Source organism: Collinsella sp. (assembly GCF_052346665.1).
Lineage (GTDB): Bacteria > Actinomycetota > Coriobacteriia > Coriobacteriales > Coriobacteriaceae > Collinsella.
Genome location: NZ_DAWDUX010000045.1, coordinates 1 through 17,584 on the forward strand (window position 1 = coordinate 1; position 17,584 = coordinate 17,584).

A 17,584-nucleotide genomic window follows, 5' to 3' on the forward strand; every position below is an offset into this window, starting at 1 on the left:
TCAGACACCTCGGACCATGTGTTGCCGGAGGAGGCCTGCTTCAGGATGATGGAGCCCAGGAAGTAGGATCGCTTAGAGGCGGTGACGAATTCCATGTCACCGAGGAAGCGCTCCCACTGCTCTTCTCCCCAGACGTACGCCCTTTGGTAGAAGGGTATTTCGAGCAGGCGCGATCCGTTGAACACGCCGCTTATCGTAGATTTTCCTGCATCCATCCTCGTATTCCTTAATATCTTTCCCTTAACGTTATCTCGGTTTATAAAGTCGATGCCAGGGCGTTAGTTGAACTCGCTATTCAACGTTGATAAAGAACTCTTTGCTGCGAGCAACGCACCTATCGTTTTTTATCAGAAAACACTGTACGTAATGACGACCCCTGTATGCCGTAGACTCGTGCCGCCCGCCTTTTTCGATATTCGAATCGTTGAACTCGCCGCGAGGTTGTTTGGCCGCTTGTGCTTCGGCGCCTGTATTGACAACTTGCCATTTCACTTTTGCAGTGGCAAGGCTCAACGGCCGAAGTACTTTATAGTCAATCTCGCATTTCTTCGGTATGACCCGGTCGTTAGTCGTGATGCGTTCGCGTTTTCCATCCGGGTAGGTGACATCGGCGACCACAATCACCCCGGGTCTTTGACATGCCATCGGCCATGGCGGGGTTTTGCGGTGCGGAACGGAAAGCGCGGCCGCTGTCGAAAGATATGCTGGGGAAAGAGCAGACGCGTTTCGACTGCTTGCGGGGAACCTGTTACCGAGTATCTTCCTCCAAGTCGAGCTCGTAGAGCCTTCCTCGCTAATCAAATCGAGTGCGGCGTGAATTGCACGAACGAACGCCTCGAAGTCTTCTCTCCGGTACCCGCTAGCAAGATCGTTTGTGGTCAGCGAGGGGTCAATCACCTGCGGCTTGATTCCGTCAGCAAGAAGGCCGTCATAAGATTCCGCTATGTTCTCCATTAGCTGCACGATGATGTCCTCATAAAGCGTCACATCTTCTGGATAATGATCGGCGATAATCTTCTCAAGAGTGATGCCTTTGGGCCAGCGCTCTTCCTCAGGGCAGTTTTCTCTACGCCACCATTTCATGATTTTGACAACGGGCTTGAACCTGCCATCATGTTCCGCATTGACAGTGGTTGACCATTCGATGTGCCCTTTTGGGTTCGTTTCGGTCCACCGACCATCGTCTATGCACCCGATAAAGCAAGTTTCGTCATCGACAGCTAGCGGAACGACATCGATATCAAGGTTCGAGAAGGATATTCCGACGGAATGCGTCTGAAGATGAGCAGACGCATACTTCGAAGAGTCGAGAAGGATATCTCTTAACTCAGTGATGACGTTGGCAGAATTGGCATCGGAGCCGTAATCTGTCTCGACAATGATATCGACATCTCGGTTGTCGTCGTCTTTTGCTGGGCGAGTAGACGTGTGCTTGGCGTATGACCCGGACAGATACGTGCGAACGCAATGCTCTCCATAGTGTTCATGCGCTGAAAGATAGCCTCTCAAAGCCTTATGGGCGGCACTTATCTGCTCGACCGTCGTTTTACTAGGCTCGATGTCCGATAGAAATGTTTGGAAATCCGATTGCAGAGACATTCTTTTACCTCGCTATCTCGAACGATTCCAGGGAAAGGTCGGCGTAATCTCTTATGTCGATTGCGGCAACGGTGCCGAGCTTGAACAATTCGTCAAGGAGCAGATAAAAGAAGGAGAAGACCGCCTCGTCACCATTGGAGGCTTGAACCTCGCCTTCACATTTATGAAATGTCCCATCCTCAGCTGCACAAACAATGTCAACATTGGGACAAGAGAGCATGTTCTTCTCGATCGTCTCGGGCTTACTTTCTGACCGAGTGGTCAAAAGCCCGCCGATAATCGGAGTCAAACTTCGTGCAGGCACGGATGCGCCGGCTGAAATCATGCCTCTTGATGTCCTCTTCAGGTCGAGAACCGATTGAATCTTCTCGTTCGCGTATTCAATGTGGTCCTTGTTGGCGTCCTGTTTGACTTCGAACACGGCGTAAACGCTCTCTGCGGTGACGTATTTTTCACCGTTCCTGGTTTTCATGATCAGAGGGGAATGGAGTGGATCATAGATTATTACGTCTATCTGCTCGCTCGTTCCGCCCGTGCTATCGAAGACGAACCCCTTTGAGGCGGCGTAGCGTTTCGGAAGAAAGCCGTTGAGAAAAGCCAGCCATTCTTCCTCGCTTAAATCCCCTTGAGAGACGGGGTGGCCTAGCTGAAGGCCGAGCGACCGCTTTAACTCGTCGGACTTCTCTTTAAGCGCGTCTTTAACATTGAATGTTTCGTTCAACTATACCTACCCAACCTTCATGTAAGTGATTTCGAACGCCTTCACGCGGCGCATCTCGGGCATGCGGCCTTCTATGCTGAAGGCGTCGTTGCTGTCGAAGCGCTGCCAGATATCCAGCCCTCGGTCGAGCAAGATGTCCCACGCGTTGTCGATTTTGAGGTGGCGCGCGTGCAACGTTCCGCTCTCATCAATCTTCCATGTGAAATCGAGCCCCAGAGGCATCATTGAGTCCTTGATTCGCTCTAGATAGTCCTCCTGTTTCGAATCGGAGTATTCGTCGGGCGCCGTAATCAGATGCACCTTGATCGAAGGCGTATCGTACTTGAAATGGCGTACGACCACTTCGAGTAATTCCATGACATTGCGGCACTGGTGGAATGTCCTCACGTAAGGATCGATTATCTCTATTTCATGAGCACCCTCAAGATACGCACCGAACAGCTTCTCGTAGGAGACTCCGCGCTGGTTCTCGCGAAGTGCAAGATGCCCAGGCTTCGGAACGGGTCTCGTATTTACAACCGATTCGGAAGAGGCAGAGCGCGCTCCCGAATCGGGCGCAGCGGTGGGTTGCGACCCTTCGGTTCCCCGGATATCGTTATCCGTCACGGGTTCGTTCACTACCGATGACGCAACAGACTCTTCACCGAAATCGCCCAACGTAACGTCTCCGCCAGCCTGCCCGGGCGCCTCCCACGGCACTTTGTCCAGCGAGTGGTACGTCGCCGGGTAGTCCAGCTCCTCAAGCGTCGCCACATGCTTCCACTCGCCGCCCTCCTTGGGGCGGTACGCGAAGTCCACCCGCTCGAAGGTCTCGTCGATACGGATGAGCGTGTCCTTCACGCGCTTGCGCAGCTCCAGCGCAAACTCCACAATCTCGGCCGCCTCCTCGGCGGTCTCGTTGCGCCCAGGGAACAGGATCTTCATCAGGCCGGCGCACGTCTTCACCACGCCGTCGCGGTCGCGCGTCGATATGCTGCTGGAGAGCTCGAAGAACTTGTCTATCTCTCCCGAGTAGTCCATGGGACGCATGGCGCGCAGCGCCTCGGCCAGGTAGTCCACGATGAAGCCGAAGTCGCTGCAGAACATGTCCCCGCGGATGATGTCCATCTCCCAGCCGGGTATGTAGGCGTGCAGGCGGTCGATGAACGCCGGGTCGTGGTACACGGCGGGCAGGTCGTTCAGAAGGTCGGTCTGGTTGATCATGTAGCTCACGTCGTGGCTCGTGTTGCCCACGAACACCATGGACGCCTCGGCGGTCACCTGCTCGATGCCGCGGCTGAAGCTCTTGTTGGCCATGTAGTTCTTCATGATGTCCACGATGTCGGCCTTGGGCTTCTTGCTCTTGCCGGCGAACTCGTCGAACGCCACGCAGTCCCAGTAGCCCACCAGGCCGATCTTGCCCGTCGAGTTGTTCACGAACAGCTTCGCCGGCGTCACCTCGCCGCCGCTGATGAGGATGCCGTGCGGGCTGAACTCGCTGAACACGTGGCTCTTGCCCGTGCCCTTGGGGCCCAGCTCCACCAGATTGTAGTTGCGCTCGCAGTAGGTCACCAGGCGCGTCAGCTGGAACAGCTTGGCGCGCCGCCCCAGCTGCGCGGGGTCCAGTCCTATGGAGCGGATGAGCACGTCGATCCACTCGTCCTCGGTGAAGCGCGAGCGCCGCTCCACGTAGCCCTCGAAGTTGAAGCGGCTCATCTGGATGGGCTTCAGGTTCATCAGGATGTAGGGAGACTCGTCGCGCGCCTCGTTGGGCTCGTAGGCCAAGTCCGCGATGCACCACACTCCCGACACCAGCAGGCGCCTGTTCTTCTTCACCGTGTCCGAGCTCACCAGGACACGGCTCACGCCCAGGTTCTCGAACGTGGCCTCGTAGGCGTCGCGCTTCTCGTTGAGCGTGACGGACACCTTGTCGATGATGCGCTTGTACTCAGACTGCTTGATGTCGCTGCGGATGGCGCCCGCCTCGGCGCGCTGCACGTAGTGCTTGGCCAGGATGCTGCGCACGCGCTCCACGCCGGCCTCGATCTGCTCCTCGTCGTCGGTGGCGCAGTTCTGTCCCAAGAGGAACTCCAGCACGTAGCTCGGCACGGCGGCGTTGCCCTTCACGAGCTTCACCAGGTCCTTGCGCACCACGTATCCCGTGAACACGTCGTTGAGTTTCTTGTCCAAATCGTCCACGAAACGGTCCTTTCCGCGCACCATGAAAATGGCGCGCAAATAAAACTATCGAGACGGCAAGCCCTCTATCAGGCGTTTTCCAAGAGCGTCGCCGTATTGTCGCCCCCTATGAAAATGGCGCGCAAATAAGGCCGTCATGCCCAGGCCGGGACGTACGTCATGTACTTTCTCCCGCCGTTGGGGTCGTAGGGCTTGATGAGCCCTGCGTCCACCGTGTCGCGGATCAGGCGGGATATGGTCGAGGCGCTCGGCTCGTCCGCGCCGAACCGGGCCCTAAGCGACGCGTTGCCCATGGGCGCGCCCTCCATGTAGCAGACACACGCGTGCCAGTACGCGGCCATGACCCTGTCGCTCGGCAGCATGCTCGAGAAGGGCACCCGGGCGCGCAGCGTAACCTTCATGCTCCCCGCGCCGCTCTCGTAGTCGTCTACCTTCGGCGAGGGCAGAAACATCTCCTCGCAGCTCATGACCACCTTGTCCCAGCCCGTGCCCAGCTCCTCGCAGATGCCGAAGCGGCGCATGAGCGAGGCCAGGCGTTGGTTCCTCGACCGGGGAGGGTTGTCGAGCAGCCGCAGGGGCTCTACCAGCGAGGCGCCCGGGTTGGTGAACTCGACCCTGTCGTCGAACACCTCGACGAGCGGGCCGTTGCCCGAGGTCGTCAGGTCCTGGTGCACGAGCATGTTCGCCATGAGCTCACGCAGCGCCTCGGCAGGGTATGGGGCCCGCTGGGTGCGCAGCGCGTCGCCGATGGGCTCGCTCGACGGCAGGATGGCGTGGAGGTACTCGATGGTCTGCTCGAAGCCGTTGGCGTAGCCGACGGGGGAAACGCGATCCTTCAATATCGCGCGCCGCCCCGTGCCTTCGTATTTGACGATCCTGACGGCCTTGCGCTCAAGGCCGGCGAAATCGGACAGGTTGCGGGCGAGGAGAAGCGCTCCCAGGTTCGTTATCGAGAAGCGCCCGTCGTCTTGCTTCGCCACCAGACAGTCCTCGCCCAGGTAGCGCGCGGTCTCCTCCTGGGTCTGCGGCAGCGGAAGGCCCAGGAGCTCGAAGTACTTCGCATAGTCGAGCAGCTCGAGAACGTTTCGCAGCGGCACGTCCTCAAGCGCCGTGGACGCCTCGTAGTCGGCCTTGGTTATCTTGTTCCACACCTCGGCCTCGATCGCCGGGTAGCTCTTCAGCGGCTTGGTGTAGGAACCCACCCTGATGTAGGCCACGTTCTCGAAGTCGACCGTGTGGGAGAAGGCGGGCCGGACCGAGAGCACCACCACGCGGCGCCCGTCGCATTCCCCTTCGACGAACTCGAACGACGCGTTGCCCGAGAGCTGGTGGTGCAGCCAGTTCTCGACCTCCTCGTTGCCGCACTTCAGCGTACGGTGGTCGAACTCGGTCCCCACGACCTCGTGCGTTGCGTCGTCGACGCCCCATATCATGTACGCGCACGATGCCTCGCGGTGCGTGGCCGAGTTCGCGAGCGCGCTGATGTCGCGGCCGATCATCTTGGGGTCTTTGTTGTTGGTCTTGAACTCCACCCACTCGAGCTCGGTGGTGGTTTTCGCAAGCTCGGAAACGAGCAGTCCGGCATCTTTCATCGAAGCTCCTCCATCACGGCCTACTTCCACTCACTCAGGCCCGCAACCTTAGCCAGGGCGCGTGGGAACTTGTTGTAGTTCTTCTTCACGCCGTCGTCCAGGTCGATGTCCACGCGCTCGTTGGCCAGCGGGTAGACGACGTCGCGCTCCCAATCGGATAGCTCGCGCACCACGGCGCGGTACTTGTCGGCCTGGCGGTTGTCGGCCGCGCGCTCGCTTTGGTCGAGCTGGCTGATGGTCGCGTTGAGCTTCTCGATGTACTCGCGCAGGTACTTGGTGAGGATCTGGCCCACCGTGCTCGGCGTGTAGCGATGCATGTACACCAGGGCCTGGAAGCTGCCCTTGGGGCTGGAAAACATCCAGTAGATGGGGCGCTTGCCGCTGCCCGTCACCTGATAGGTGGCGCAGTGGTCCTTGTAGAAGTCCTTCACGAAGTATTTGCGAAGGACCTTGCCCAAGGCGTCCTCGATGAACCTGACGTTGTCGGCAAGGGCGTCGGCGCCGTAAGTCACCTCGAGCCACTTGCGGAACTGCACCACGATATCGTCGCCGAACCACTCGCCGTCGAGCACGGGGAGGATGGCGTCCTCGTCGGGCAGGAACCCGGCGTCGGGTACCTTGGCCTTGAAGTCGCCGACGGTCTGTTGCGCGTCGGCCAGGATGAGCCCGGGTGCAAACGTGGAGTAGCGTCCCATAATGCAGCCGACGCCGTAGGAAACGAGAGACTTCACGTCGCGCACCAGGTCGGCTCGGCGTACCGACACCTTGTCGTCGGGCACCTCGATGGGCACCTCGCCCCCCATTCCGTAGATGCACGCGAAGATGCGATTGAGCTCCTCCTCGTTGGACTTGAGCTGGCTGAAGCGCTCGTCGCACTCGATACTCCAGCGCTTGAACCGCTCCGAGATGAGCGAAACGGAGGCCGCGCGGGCATCGGAATTCATGCCGTAGGAGAGCTGCTCAGCGCGTTCGTGAGCGGAAGGCGCAAGCGGGTGCCACTCGAAGTCCCAAGAGGTTTCGAAGGAGTCCCAATCGGTGCGAGATACGCACCGCGAGTTGTCGACCAGCAAATCGATGGCTTCTTTATTTTTGCCAACGGTAAATAACGGAAGCGACCTGATTTGACCAACCTCAAAATTCAATGTCGGAGCTAGCACTTTCATCATTGCCAAAGCAACACTTGAATTGAGGAACCCTTCAACAACAGCCTGTTGAGACTCGCGGCCCGTCAGGCTGACAGCGGCATCGGTAAACACAAATCCGCCGTCGTGATGACGAAAAGCAATATCGCCAGATGATATTTTCGAACAAGCACTAGAGGGCAAAAAAGTTGCACTCAAATTGCGCGGAGTCGATGCGGGTGAATCAATAATTGCCTGCCCGTTATTACGCCAATCGATGACAAAACAATTATTGCCATACCATTTTCTAAATTCTCCGCCTTTGTCAGCGGGGACCCAACAAGACTCAATACGGTCACCAATACTACGCCGACTTTGCGTCAGCCGATTGATAGCTACCTCCCACCAAAATCTCAAATACAAATCATTCTTGCCCGTTGTAATCCCTTTAGCGAAATTCGCCCGCATGGTTTCCGTAGTCCAATACGCAATAATGTGTCCCGGGATCGCATTGAAATCATCTTGATTTGCGCAATATCGCCAAGGGCAAGACGAATCATTAATTGCCTCAAGCGCTCTAGGCCGCTGCCATTGCGGGCGATCAAAGTTTTCCAATCGAATGTAATTTCCCATCGAGCTAGTTTTACTCGCTTCAATCGAAAACATGACAGTCGGCACAGTAACGCCAGCAAAACCATGCGTAGATTGCTGGATCATTGAAGATATACGGCATTTAGATAGCAGTTCAACTCGCATATTCTCATACGAAGATAAAAACATCCAGGATGAAGCCGTAATCATTGATTCGAAGCCCTTATCTTCCATTAATTCGAATCCTCTTTCAATGAAGCACGTGCATAGATCATTGCCCCCATTTGGGTATTTTTCTCTGATCCATCGACTCATCCAGACACCAAACTTGCCGCTGCCCATATACGGCGGATTCGCGACCACGCAATCCGCTCGGCACGAGAGTGCCTCGAGCACGCTCTTCATCGTGCGCAGCTTTTTGAGCGCATTAGCTCCAAACAAGTCGTCCTCGCTGAAGTTCGCTATGGCATTGTCCACCGCCGCCATGTCGCCTGGGGCAGGCACGTAGAGGCTGCCCACCTCGGTCATGTGCGCGAAGGCGTCCAGCAGCTCGGTGGCGCCCGCAATCGGGCCTGCGCCGGCGAGGGCGCCAGGCTCGAACTTCACCGTTTCCAGCACCGTCACGTTCGCGTCAATGCGCTTCTCGAAGAAGCCGGGGTCCTTCTCGCGCGCCTTCATCTCAAGGGCGAACTTCGCGATCTCGGCGGCGCGCCCGTCAATCTCCATGCCGAACAGGTTCTTCTGCAGGATGAGCGCCGGTATGTCCTCGGGCAGGTAGCCCTCCTCCTGGTAGATCTCGAACAGCACGTCGAACGCGTACACCAGGATGTGGCCGCTGCCGCAAGCCGGGTCGCACACCGTCAGGTCTTCGGGCGAGTACACCTCGATGAAGTCCTCGGTCTCGCCCTCGGGCGCTATGTAGTAGTCCATCTTTCCCGCCAGGGCGCTGCCGGGGTTGTTGAGCATCCACAGGTGCCCCAGCGAGTTCTCCACCAGGTACTTCACGATCCAGTCGGGCGTAAACAGCTGGGTAGCGGGCGCTAAATCTTCAGGCTTTGCTTTCCTTTTACTGTTGAAGAACTCGTCCTTGCGCTCCGCCACGTAGAACTGGTACAGCCAGCCCAGCACCTCGACGGACTCGCAGGCGTCGTCGTCCATGTCTGCCACGATGCGCCGCAGGATCGAGTCCTCTGCCAGAAGCCCCTGGGGCATGGCCAGGCTCGACGCAGCCGCCTCGCCGAACAGGTACGGCATGGCCTCGGCGTAGTGGGCGCACACGGCCTCAAGCAGCACGCCGTAGGCCGCCTCGGTGCGGTTCGCGCCCGAGCCGCTGCCGCCGGCAAGCACGCTCTGCACGCGGTCGCGCACCAGGCGCGAGAAGCCGTACTCGGGGTCGAACATCCCCTGGGCCGCGTCGGCCAGCACGGCCGGCTGCGTGGCGCCGGCGCGCGGCGTCACCGCAGGCACGGGCGTATAGCCGCGCGCGTCCATGAAGCGCAGCGCGCACAGGCGGTTGAACCAGGTGTAGGCGGTGGACTCCACCACGGCGTCCAGGCCTCTGTCGGCGATGGAGGCCTCCAGGGCGCGCACCTTCTCGGGCTCGTCCAGCCGCTCGGCGCTGCCCTCGGCCAGCACCGCCTTGATGCGCGCGCCCACCTCGGCGCGCAGCGCGTCGCGCGCGCCGAAAGCCAGGGCCTTGATCTTGTTCGAGTCCATGTCTGCCGTCCTAGAAGTCGAAGTCGTTGCCGAAGGCGCGGTTCACCGAGAGCCGCTGCTCCCATTCGGCGCCATACTGGTTGGTGTTGCCTATGCGCGACGATATCCTCAGCACCGCCTGCGGGTAGTCGTCCACGTCGTCGGTCACGAGCAGCGTGACGCGGGTCTTGCGCCCCTCCGATCCCTCGGCCGTGCTCGCAAGCTCGAGCGCCTTCTCCTCGGCGCACAGCGGGCGCGCCGCGTCGTCGGGGCTGTAGAGGCCCACCTTCACGGCCAGGGGCGCCACCTTCTCCGAGCACGGCTGCGTCTGGTACACGTCGAGCGCCACCGTGGCGCCGGTGATGGACGGCCTGCCGCACAGGAAGCCTTGCGCCCCTGTGCGCCCCGCGGCCGCCCGGCCGCCCGCGCGCTCGATGGTCACCACGGGCACCGCGTTCTCCTGGAGCGACGCGCCGCCGTGCACGAAGCGGGCGCCGCTGCCTCTCAGGCGCAGGCGCGCCACGCCGCGCGGGAAGGCGAACCTCTCATCGCCGTCGAGCGAGAGCTGCGCGGCGCAGTACTCGATGAGCGAGTCGCTCTTCGGCACCTCGTCGCCCACGGCGAAGCGCCTGCCATGCGTGAGGCGGCGCCCCTCGGCGTGCGAAAGGTCGCCCAGGCCGTCCACCACGGCGTAGTTGAACTCCTCCACGGCCCGATCCTGGTAGAGGAAGCCGTGGTCGGCCGTCACAACCACCTTGCCGCACCCGGCCCGCAGAAGCTCGCCGGCAATCGCCGCCACTTGGGAGATCGCATCCTCGCACGCGGCGAACACCTCGCCCTCGGTGTCGCGGGCGTCGCCGCGCTTGTCGATGGCGTTGTGGTACACCACCACGAGCGGCGCGGCGCCCACGTCGGGCAGGCCGTTTTCGAGCACCGTCGCGGCCTGCACCAGCACCGCCCCCGGCACGGCCGCCTCCACGATCTTCTGGCGGTTGGCGATGCCGTCGGTGGCCTCGCCGCCCTTCGTCACGTTCGCGGTGGCCGGGTCCACCTCCATCGCGCCGGCGGGCAGCAGCGCCGCCATCCCCAGCTGCGTGTAGCTGGGCAGCATACACGCCATCGCGGCGCACGCCGCCTTCACGCGGGCGCGCCCCGCGGCGACGTCGCCCCGGCTCAGCCTCGCGGCCAGGTCGCGGCCCACCTCGTAGCGCATGGCGTCGGACACCACCACGCCCACGCGCTTGCCCGCCTCGGCGCGCGGGAACGCCTTCTCCACGTGCTCGCGGAAGAAGCCCGCCTGCGAGGGCACGCCGGCGGACGGGTAGGCCCCTCCGTCCAAAAGGTGCAGCTGCCATCGGTCCGTGAGGTCGACGAGGAACTTGCCGTAGGCGTCGTCGGCCTTGGAGGCCAGGGCGCGCGCAGCCTGCCGGAAGCCCGACCCCGCCGCCCTCATGGAGCCCACGAGCCGGCGGTAGGCCGCGTCGGCGCGGTGCCAGTCCCTGCAGTACGCGTCGAAGATCTCGGCCGCGGTCGTCCTAGCTGAGCACTGGGCGCGGTACGCGTCGATCTCCTCGAACAGGGCGCACGCGGCCTCGATCGCGGCGTATCGGCTCCCGTACTCGCCGAACCACAGGGTGGGGCGCCGCGAGGCCGCCACCTCCTCGGCTTCCTTCGCCCTCAGGGTCCCGTCGACGGCCCGGGCCAGCAGGTCGGCGACGATCCACCCGTCGAACGCGGGCAGGGTGTCGTTGTCCCCGACGCCCTCGGCGCAGCGCCTGTCCGCGGGCACGCCCGCCTCGATGGCCTCGGCGTACTCCCGCGCCAGCGCCTCGTAGGCGCCGCGCGTGCGCACGCTCGACGCGAGCTCGCCGAGTATCCGCTCGGCGTCCGGCCTCAGGCGGTGCTGCTCGCCCAGCAGGTTGGCGCAGCGCGACTGCAGCATCTTGAGCGCGAGGTCCTCAACCGTGGGCTCCTCGCCCTCGGGCGCGCGGTAGCCCAGCGCGTCGCCGACGGCGGCCCACAGGGTCGCCGAGAGGCCGCACTCGGCGATGGCCCTCGCCGTCCTGTCCTGGCCGCGCCCCAGCTCCGCGAGCAGCCTGCGCACAGCGTCGCGCACGGCGTCGCGCGGGGAGTCGGCCTTGGATCCCGCGCAGGCGGCCAACATCGCCAGGCGCAGCGATGCCCCGCTTGTCTTGTCGAGCCCGCTTTCGGCCAGGGCGGCGCGGCGCTCCTTCGAGTTGAAGAAGCGCCCGTGGTCCGCCAGCGCGCCGGCGAGCTGAGCGGGCACGCCGCACTCGGCGGCCCAGATGCCCTCCATCTTGCAGGTGAACGGGGTGGCCGCCAGCTTCACGTCGTAGAGGAAGTCGTCCTCGGGGCGCGGCTTGCCGCCGGCCCGGTAGACCACCAGGTTGCGCGCGGGGCGCTCGCGCAGGATGGCGCGCTTGCCCGCCAGCTCAGAGCCTGTCACGTCGATAAGGGCGCCGCCGCCCAGGTCGAGCCCATGGGCGGCCTCTGCGTACTCCCCGGCCTCGTCCTCCCAGAACAGCGTGGCGTGCCCCAGGGCGAACTGGCCCCGTATCCTGTCCTCTATCTCTTTGGTGTCTATGTCCACGGTCCTACCTCGCAACGATGACGCCGGCGTCGACCTCGGCCTCGAGCTCGGCGCGCAGCGCCTCGAGGTAGTCGTCGACGTCCTGCCTGGTCTGGATGGTCGGCTTGCCGTACCCGCGCGCGGCAAGCGAGCTGAGCGCGACGGTCTTGGGCGCGTGGGTCGGCTTTGGGGGGTTGCCCCCGCATTCGGCCCGCGGGCTTGAGCCCGGTGCCGCGCCCGCCGCTGGGGCGGGGGCGGCCGGCGTGAGCAGCTCCACGATTCTCGCGGTGTTGTCGCGCTTGAAATCGCCCATGAAGGCGCGCATGCGCAGCGCCGACTGCTCGGCGGCAAGCCGCTTTCCGGCGCGATCGAAGAGCTCGCCGAACGCGCTGCGCGCCCCGGGGCCCGCGGCCTCCATGTCGTAGCTCGCCTCGTACGACGCGCGGCACTCGTCGAGCTCCTGGGCGACTTCGCCCCGAAGCTCGTCTTTCGCCTTCTCGATCGCCGCTTTCGCGCGCTTCACCGCGCCTGCCGCGCGGGGGATCTCGCGAGACTTGTAGCACTCGGCGTCGGCGACGACGGCGAGCGCCTCCTCGAGCTCGGCGGGCACCTCGACGCCCAGGTCGCGAGCCTCCGCCAGCCCCGTCTCGCCGAATGCCCTCATCTCGCCCCACTTCGCCGCCAAAGGCGAGCCCTCCATGAACTGCTTCATGGCCGACAGGTCGCTCTTGTCCTCGGCGAGCGCCCCCGCCTTCTCGGGGAATTGGTCGACGAGCCACTTCCAGTCGCCGCCCACCGCCTTGAGCGCGGCCTCGAGCCTCTCGAGCTTCCTCAGGTAGTCGTTGGCGAACGGGTACGCCCCGGCACGGCTGCCCGACGCGCGGAAGGTCGGGAGTTCCTGCTCCAGATGGTTCTCCAGCTCGCCCGCGATCGACTTCGCGTCGCCGCCGACGGGGTTGGTGCCCACGAGGGAGCGGTAGGCGCTCTTGACCTGGGCCAGCCTCTCTGGCGCCACGGCGGCGACCTTGGCCACCACGAGCTTGTCCATGTCGCGGCCGGCCTTGAGCGCCTGCGCCAGGGCAGCGCCCTCCAGCAGGGCCCCGGCCTTGCGGACCTCGACGCGGCCGGCGCCGTAGAGCGTCGCCACGGCGTTGCGCACCGCGACGTCGGGCCAGCCGTACTCGTCCTTCGTGAAGTGGGCCGTCAGGCTGGCGTTGCCCTCGCCGCCCACGGTCACGGTGCAGCCCGTGCCCATGAGGCCGACCCAGTTGAGGACGGTCTGCGCGTACTCGGGCAAGGGTGCGTCGATGAGCGTTTGGGCGGGCAGGCAGCTGTTGAAGACGTCCCCGTCGGTGTAGTTCGCCTTGATCTGCTGCAGGCCCGTGTAGCTGCGGCGCACGAGCTCGGACATGGCGGCTTCGACGGCGCCCTTGCCCGTGCCGCCCACCTCGTCGGTGACCTCGACGCCCGCCACAAAGAACCGGGCCCCGCCTATCAGCTCCTCCAGGTCCGCCCTCAGCTTGCGAGCCTGCTCGTTGAGGGTGCTCCTCTTGTCGGCGATGATGGCCTGGCGCAGCTCTCCGGCGTCGCTCGCGATGTTCACGTACTTCTTCGTCTTCACGAACGTGGCAACGTCGTTGAGGAACCCGTCGGGGTCCCGCAGCGCCACCGTGAGGGTCTTCGGCCCCGACGCCGGGACGTCGCCGATGCCCGCGGGGGCGTCGGTCGCGATGTCGAGCGTGAGGTCGTAGCGCGCCCGCCCGACGGCGTCGCCGTTCACCTTCAGGTTGTAGGGGAAGGAATGCGAGAATGCCCCGTTCTCGTACGTCGCGCGCGGGGCGCCCACGATGTCCTTGAACGTCTCGCCGATCTTGTCGCGCACGTCTGCGGTCTGGATCTCCGTGTTGCGGATCTCCTTCTCGATGTCCTTCTCGTCGTCGGTGAGGTACTCGTAGGCGTTGGTGTTCGGGTTGCGCCTGATGTAGAGCTGGTTCGTGAGCTCGGCGAGCGCCTCCTTGATCTGCCGCCCCAGCGTCGCGGTGTTCTGCTTGAACGACCCGTACAAAAGCACGCGCAGGTTGCCCGGCGTGGCCTTGAAGTCCTTGCAGTACTTCACGAGCAGCAGCGCCTTCAGCACCCTGATCGCCACGGGGTCGTCGATGTTGGACTCGGCGATGCTCACGGCGCCGTACACCTCGCTCTTCAGCGAGTTGCGCAGCCCCTCGAACATCGCGTCGAACGTCGCGAGGTCCTGCCCCTCGGTGGAGCCCTCGCCGCGCGCCAGCGAGTCGCCGACCTCCTGGAACACGCCCAGCATCGAGCGGGCGCCCGTCGAGTGGTGCCTGCCGGTGAAGGCGTTGTAGTCCGACAGACCGCGCATCGCGGTGATAAACAGGTCGAACTGGTAGGGCACGAAGGGGTACGTGTCCACGAAGTCGTCCTCATCCTCGTAGCACCTGTAGCGCTTGGAGCCGTCGGCGAAGTCGAAGAGCACCGGAAAGTCGTCGCGGTACTTGCCGTACATCGCCCGCAGCTCGGGCTTGGCGTCGCGGCTCTTGGCCAAAAGCCTCTGCTTGATGACCTCCTTGGCGTCCTTTGAGGTCAGCTGCATCTTTATCTTGAAGCGCGCCTGGATCTTTGAGAAGTCGTTGGCCGACCTGTCGGTCATCTGGCCGATGGTGTCCTCCATGTTCTCCTGGCTGGTGACGACCACCCACGAGGCCCCCTCGCACACGGTGTTCAGCTCCTCGGCCACCGACTGCAGGTTCACCATCAGGCTCGAGTTCTGGGCTATGAACTGGCCCACCTCGTCCACGAAGAAGTTAAGGCGGAACCCCGGCCCGTGCGCGTCGATGTACCCCCTCACGCGCTGGGCGAACGAGTGGATGTCCGGCTTGTAGGTCTGCTGGTAGTAGCGCACGACGTTCTCGGTGGTGCCGAGCGCGTTTCCGCACGCCTCGTCGAAGGCCGCGGTGATCTTCGCCGCGTAGATGAGGGCCGACTTGCGCACGTCCGCCCACGCCTTGCCCGTCGACGCCTCGACGGCCGCCGTGAACGCGCCGAGCTTGCCCTCGCGGTCCAGGTCGTACTCCATCTTCGCGATGTGCTGCTGGTCGCCGTCGAAGTAGCCGCAGTGGCGGTTGAAAACCTTGATGAACGCCGCGAGCAGCGCGCCGGCCTCGGTACGCCCCTGGTTGGGGGCCACGGTGTCGATGTTGAAGAGGATGGACTCGCTCGGGTGCCGCACGCGCGCAGTCTCCATCGCGCCGCGCAGCGCCGGGTCGTCGTCGAGCTTGGGCAGTATGTAGTCGAGAGCCCGCTTGCCGGCGACCTCCCCGTCCTCCAGAAGCGTCGCCAGTATCTTGAGCATGTGCGACTTGCCGCTTCCGAAGAAGCCCGAGATCCACGCGCCGTTGCCCGTCGCGTCGGGGTCGTTGTACTCGTCGAAGAAGCGGTTGAGGTGCCCGGCGAGCTCGGGGGTGATCACGTACTCGTCGAGCTCGTTTGCCAGGTGCTCGACGCTCGACGCCTTGACGACGGCGTCGATGGGCCTGTCGATCGGCTTCTCGTACATGTCCTTGAACAGCATGGTGCGCCTCCTAAAGGTCGAACACGCTCGTGGCGCGGTAGTAGCCGCCGTTGGCGGCGGAGGGGATGTTCAGTATGTCAAGCGACGTCGAGCCGTCTGCGTTCTGGCGGTACTCGCCGGGGAACACCAGCACGACGGGCTTGTCGGTCTCTATCTCGCCGAGCAGCGTGTGGGTGCGCACGTAGGGGAACGTCTCGCCGACGCCGGTGATGAACGCGATGTCGCAGCCGGACTCGCGTATCTGCGCCTCGACGGCGGGCCGTATGACCTCCGAGACGCTGATCGTGTCCTGCAGCATCATGATCAGCTCGTCGCGCGAGGAGTCCCGCTCCGCCTCGCACAGGGGCTCCCACGTGCCCTGGCCGTCTAGGAAGCCGAGCACGATGTCGTAGAGGTTCACCTGCGCGGCGGCAACGCCCCGGTTGGGGAGGTCCTCGGCGCAGATGGCCGCGACGAGGTCGCGCGCGTAGGCGCTCTGCGCGGGCGGGTAAGGGAGCACGTAGGTCGACTGGCGCATGGTGTAGCCGCTGCGGCCGAGCAGGGCGTCGTCGGAGAGGCGCTCCACGATGAACGCGCGCGCCTCGGGCGAGCCTATGTGGTCGAATCTCTTCGTCATAGCAGGGCACCTGCCTTCGGGAACACCGCCAGGTCCTGCGGCGCCGTCTCGCGCACGAGCGCCACGAAGCGCGCCGAGGGGTACAGCGGAGTTATGTTGTAGTCGCCGTCGATGAGCCGGCACTCACGAAGCATCCCAAACGCCCTGGTCTCCAGCTGCTTGCGCGACTTCTCGGTGAGCCGCTCGAGCTCGGGGTGGTCGGCGGCCTCGTCCTCCACGAACGCCGGCCACGCGGTCCTGGGCACGTCGGGCACCATGCCGGCGTAGCGCGCGGCCACGACGTCGGTCGAGAAGGCGCGCAGCACCGGGTAGGCGCGGCAAATCGCCACCCACGTCATGGCGAGCTGGTCGTCGCCGACGGCGTCCGCCAGGAAGGCGACCTCCTTGTCGTCGAGCGTGCGCAGCCGCTTGACGATCTCCGAACCCACGCGCTTGCGCGTGCTCTCCTTGTTCAGGCTGATGATGTCGTCCTCGACGATGCGGCGCCTCACCTCCGCCCAGTCGCGGCAGTCGGCGAAGGCTCGCGCGACCTCGGCGGTCTCGAGCCTGCGGGCGCCGATGCTCGTGAACGAGAGGCTGTATTTCTGCGCCTGGGCGCTATCTGCCATCCGTGAGCTCCTTGATGAGGCATTCGCGGACGAACGCGCTGAAGCTCGTGCCCTTGAGCGCGGCGGCCTCCTTGGCGGCGTCGCGCAGGGTGTCGGGGATGCGAATCGTGATCGCGGTCTGCTCGCCACTCACGAGGAACTCCCGAATATCGGTCGGGTTCGCATCGTTGCGCAGCATGTCGGCGTAGCCCATGTCATCCGTCCTAGCGTTTGCAATGTGCAATACATTGTTATTATACGTCATGGTGGGCAGCCGTATGGCCAGAAGAGCGAAAAGCGAGAGAGGCGCTTTCTGTTTGTTGAATTTCGCTTCTACGAGATGCTCATGGCCGAAGAGTGCTTTACGCTTTGAATTCCTGGTCGCCCGCCCGTTCCTCAGCGTAGAGGACCTCGTTCTGAGCCTCCAGGATGCGCGCCGCGCCGCCGATGCGCTCGGCACACCTCTCGCTTATAGACCTCAGGGCCAGGACCCCCTCGACGTCGAGCGGGTCCAGCTGGTCGGCGTGAGCCAGGGACTCGAGCAGCTGGTCCAGGCCCCTCGCCAGCCTCCCGGCATCTGCCACCGCGTCGAGCAGTTCGAGGCGCTATATCTTTTCTTCGTAACCCAACATCTGCTTGTCTCCTTCTCTCAATGCTCATGTACGGTAAGGAAGCAAGCAACCGAAAACAAGAGATAGACCGCCA

At 63.3% G+C, this 17,584-nt stretch carries 12 protein-coding genes; all 12 read right to left on the reverse strand.

Annotated elements, in window-relative coordinates:
• Nucleotides 1-215, reverse strand: a 215-nt coding sequence (locus tag ACT8II_RS08080) for a DUF262 domain-containing protein (RefSeq protein WP_443813704.1), incomplete at its 3' end; no start/stop codon positions are given.
• Nucleotides 216-291: 76 nt separating this feature from the next.
• Nucleotides 292-1,599, reverse strand: a complete 1,308-nt coding sequence (locus ACT8II_RS08085) for an SMODS domain-containing nucleotidyltransferase (protein ID WP_443813706.1) — start codon at nt 1,597-1,599, stop codon at nt 292-294.
• 4 nt (nt 1,600-1,603) lie between these two features.
• On the reverse strand, nt 1,604-2,320 hold the full coding sequence (locus tag ACT8II_RS08090) for a DUF6602 domain-containing protein (RefSeq protein ID WP_443813707.1): 717 nt from the start codon (nt 2,318-2,320) through the stop codon (nt 1,604-1,606).
• A gap of 6 nt (nt 2,321-2,326) precedes the next feature.
• On the reverse strand, nt 2,327-4,498 hold the full coding sequence (gene brxL / locus ACT8II_RS08095) for a BREX system Lon protease-like protein BrxL (protein WP_418244493.1): 2,172 nt from the start codon (nt 4,496-4,498) through the stop codon (nt 2,327-2,329).
• 134 nt (nt 4,499-4,632) lie between these two features.
• Nucleotides 4,633-6,090 carry an ATP-binding protein gene (locus ACT8II_RS08100; RefSeq protein WP_443813709.1) on the reverse strand — a complete coding sequence of 486 codons (1,458 nt, stop codon included), beginning with the start codon at nt 6,088-6,090 and terminating at the stop codon, nt 4,633-4,635.
• Between the two features lie 20 nt (nt 6,091-6,110).
• Nucleotides 6,111-9,518 (reverse strand): BREX-1 system adenine-specific DNA-methyltransferase PglX, encoded by a 3,408-nt coding sequence (pglX, locus tag ACT8II_RS08105; RefSeq protein WP_443813710.1) that lies wholly within the window; start codon nt 9,516-9,518, stop codon nt 6,111-6,113.
• Between the two features lie 10 nt (nt 9,519-9,528).
• On the reverse strand, nt 9,529-12,108 hold the full coding sequence (pglZ, locus tag ACT8II_RS08110) for a BREX-1 system phosphatase PglZ type A (protein WP_443813712.1): 2,580 nt from the start codon (nt 12,106-12,108) through the stop codon (nt 9,529-9,531).
• Between the two features lie 4 nt (nt 12,109-12,112).
• Nucleotides 12,113-15,676: a BREX system P-loop protein BrxC gene (brxC, locus tag ACT8II_RS08115; protein WP_443813713.1), complete on the reverse strand. Its 3,564-nt coding sequence runs from the start codon at nt 15,674-15,676 to the stop codon at nt 12,113-12,115.
• A 10-nt stretch (nt 15,677-15,686) separates the two neighbouring features.
• Entirely contained in the window at nt 15,687-16,292 is a 606-nt protein-coding gene (locus ACT8II_RS08120) for a DUF1788 domain-containing protein (protein ID WP_443813714.1), read from the reverse strand.
• Nucleotides 16,289-16,900, reverse strand: coding sequence for a DUF1819 family protein (locus tag ACT8II_RS08125; protein ID WP_443813716.1), 612 nt, complete (start codon nt 16,898-16,900; stop codon nt 16,289-16,291). Before ACT8II_RS08125 ends, ACT8II_RS08120 begins: the two co-directional genes overlap by 4 nt.
• A complete protein-coding gene (locus ACT8II_RS08130; RefSeq protein ID WP_443813718.1) occupies nt 16,890-17,093 on the reverse strand; it encodes a YlcI/YnfO family protein in 204 nt (67 codons plus the stop codon). The genes ACT8II_RS08125 and ACT8II_RS08130 overlap by 11 nt, the downstream gene beginning before the upstream one ends.
• 148 nt (nt 17,094-17,241) lie before the next feature.
• A complete protein-coding gene (locus tag ACT8II_RS08135) occupies nt 17,242-17,463 on the reverse strand; it encodes a hypothetical protein (RefSeq protein WP_443813720.1) in 222 nt (73 codons plus the stop codon).
• Nucleotides 17,464-17,584 lie beyond the last annotated feature (121 nt).

Coding starts and splice junctions, on each gene's coding strand:
- ACT8II_RS08085 (WP_443813706.1), bottom strand. CDS start 1,599: ATGTCTCTGCAATCGGATTTCCAAACATTTCTATCGGACATCGAGCCT.
- ACT8II_RS08100 (WP_443813709.1), bottom strand. CDS start 6,090: ATGAAAGATGCCGGACTGCTCGTTTCCGAGCTTGCGAAAACCACCACC.
- pglX (WP_443813710.1), bottom strand. CDS start 9,518: ATGGACTCGAACAAGATCAAGGCCCTGGCTTTCGGCGCGCGCGACGCG.
- brxC (WP_443813713.1), bottom strand. CDS start 15,676: ATGCTGTTCAAGGACATGTACGAGAAGCCGATCGACAGGCCCATCGAC.
- ACT8II_RS08120 (WP_443813714.1), bottom strand. CDS start 16,292: ATGACGAAGAGATTCGACCACATAGGCTCGCCCGAGGCGCGCGCGTTC.
- ACT8II_RS08125 (WP_443813716.1), bottom strand. CDS start 16,900: ATGGCAGATAGCGCCCAGGCGCAGAAATACAGCCTCTCGTTCACGAGC.
- ACT8II_RS08130 (WP_443813718.1), bottom strand. CDS start 17,093: ATGGGCTACGCCGACATGCTGCGCAACGATGCGAACCCGACCGATATT.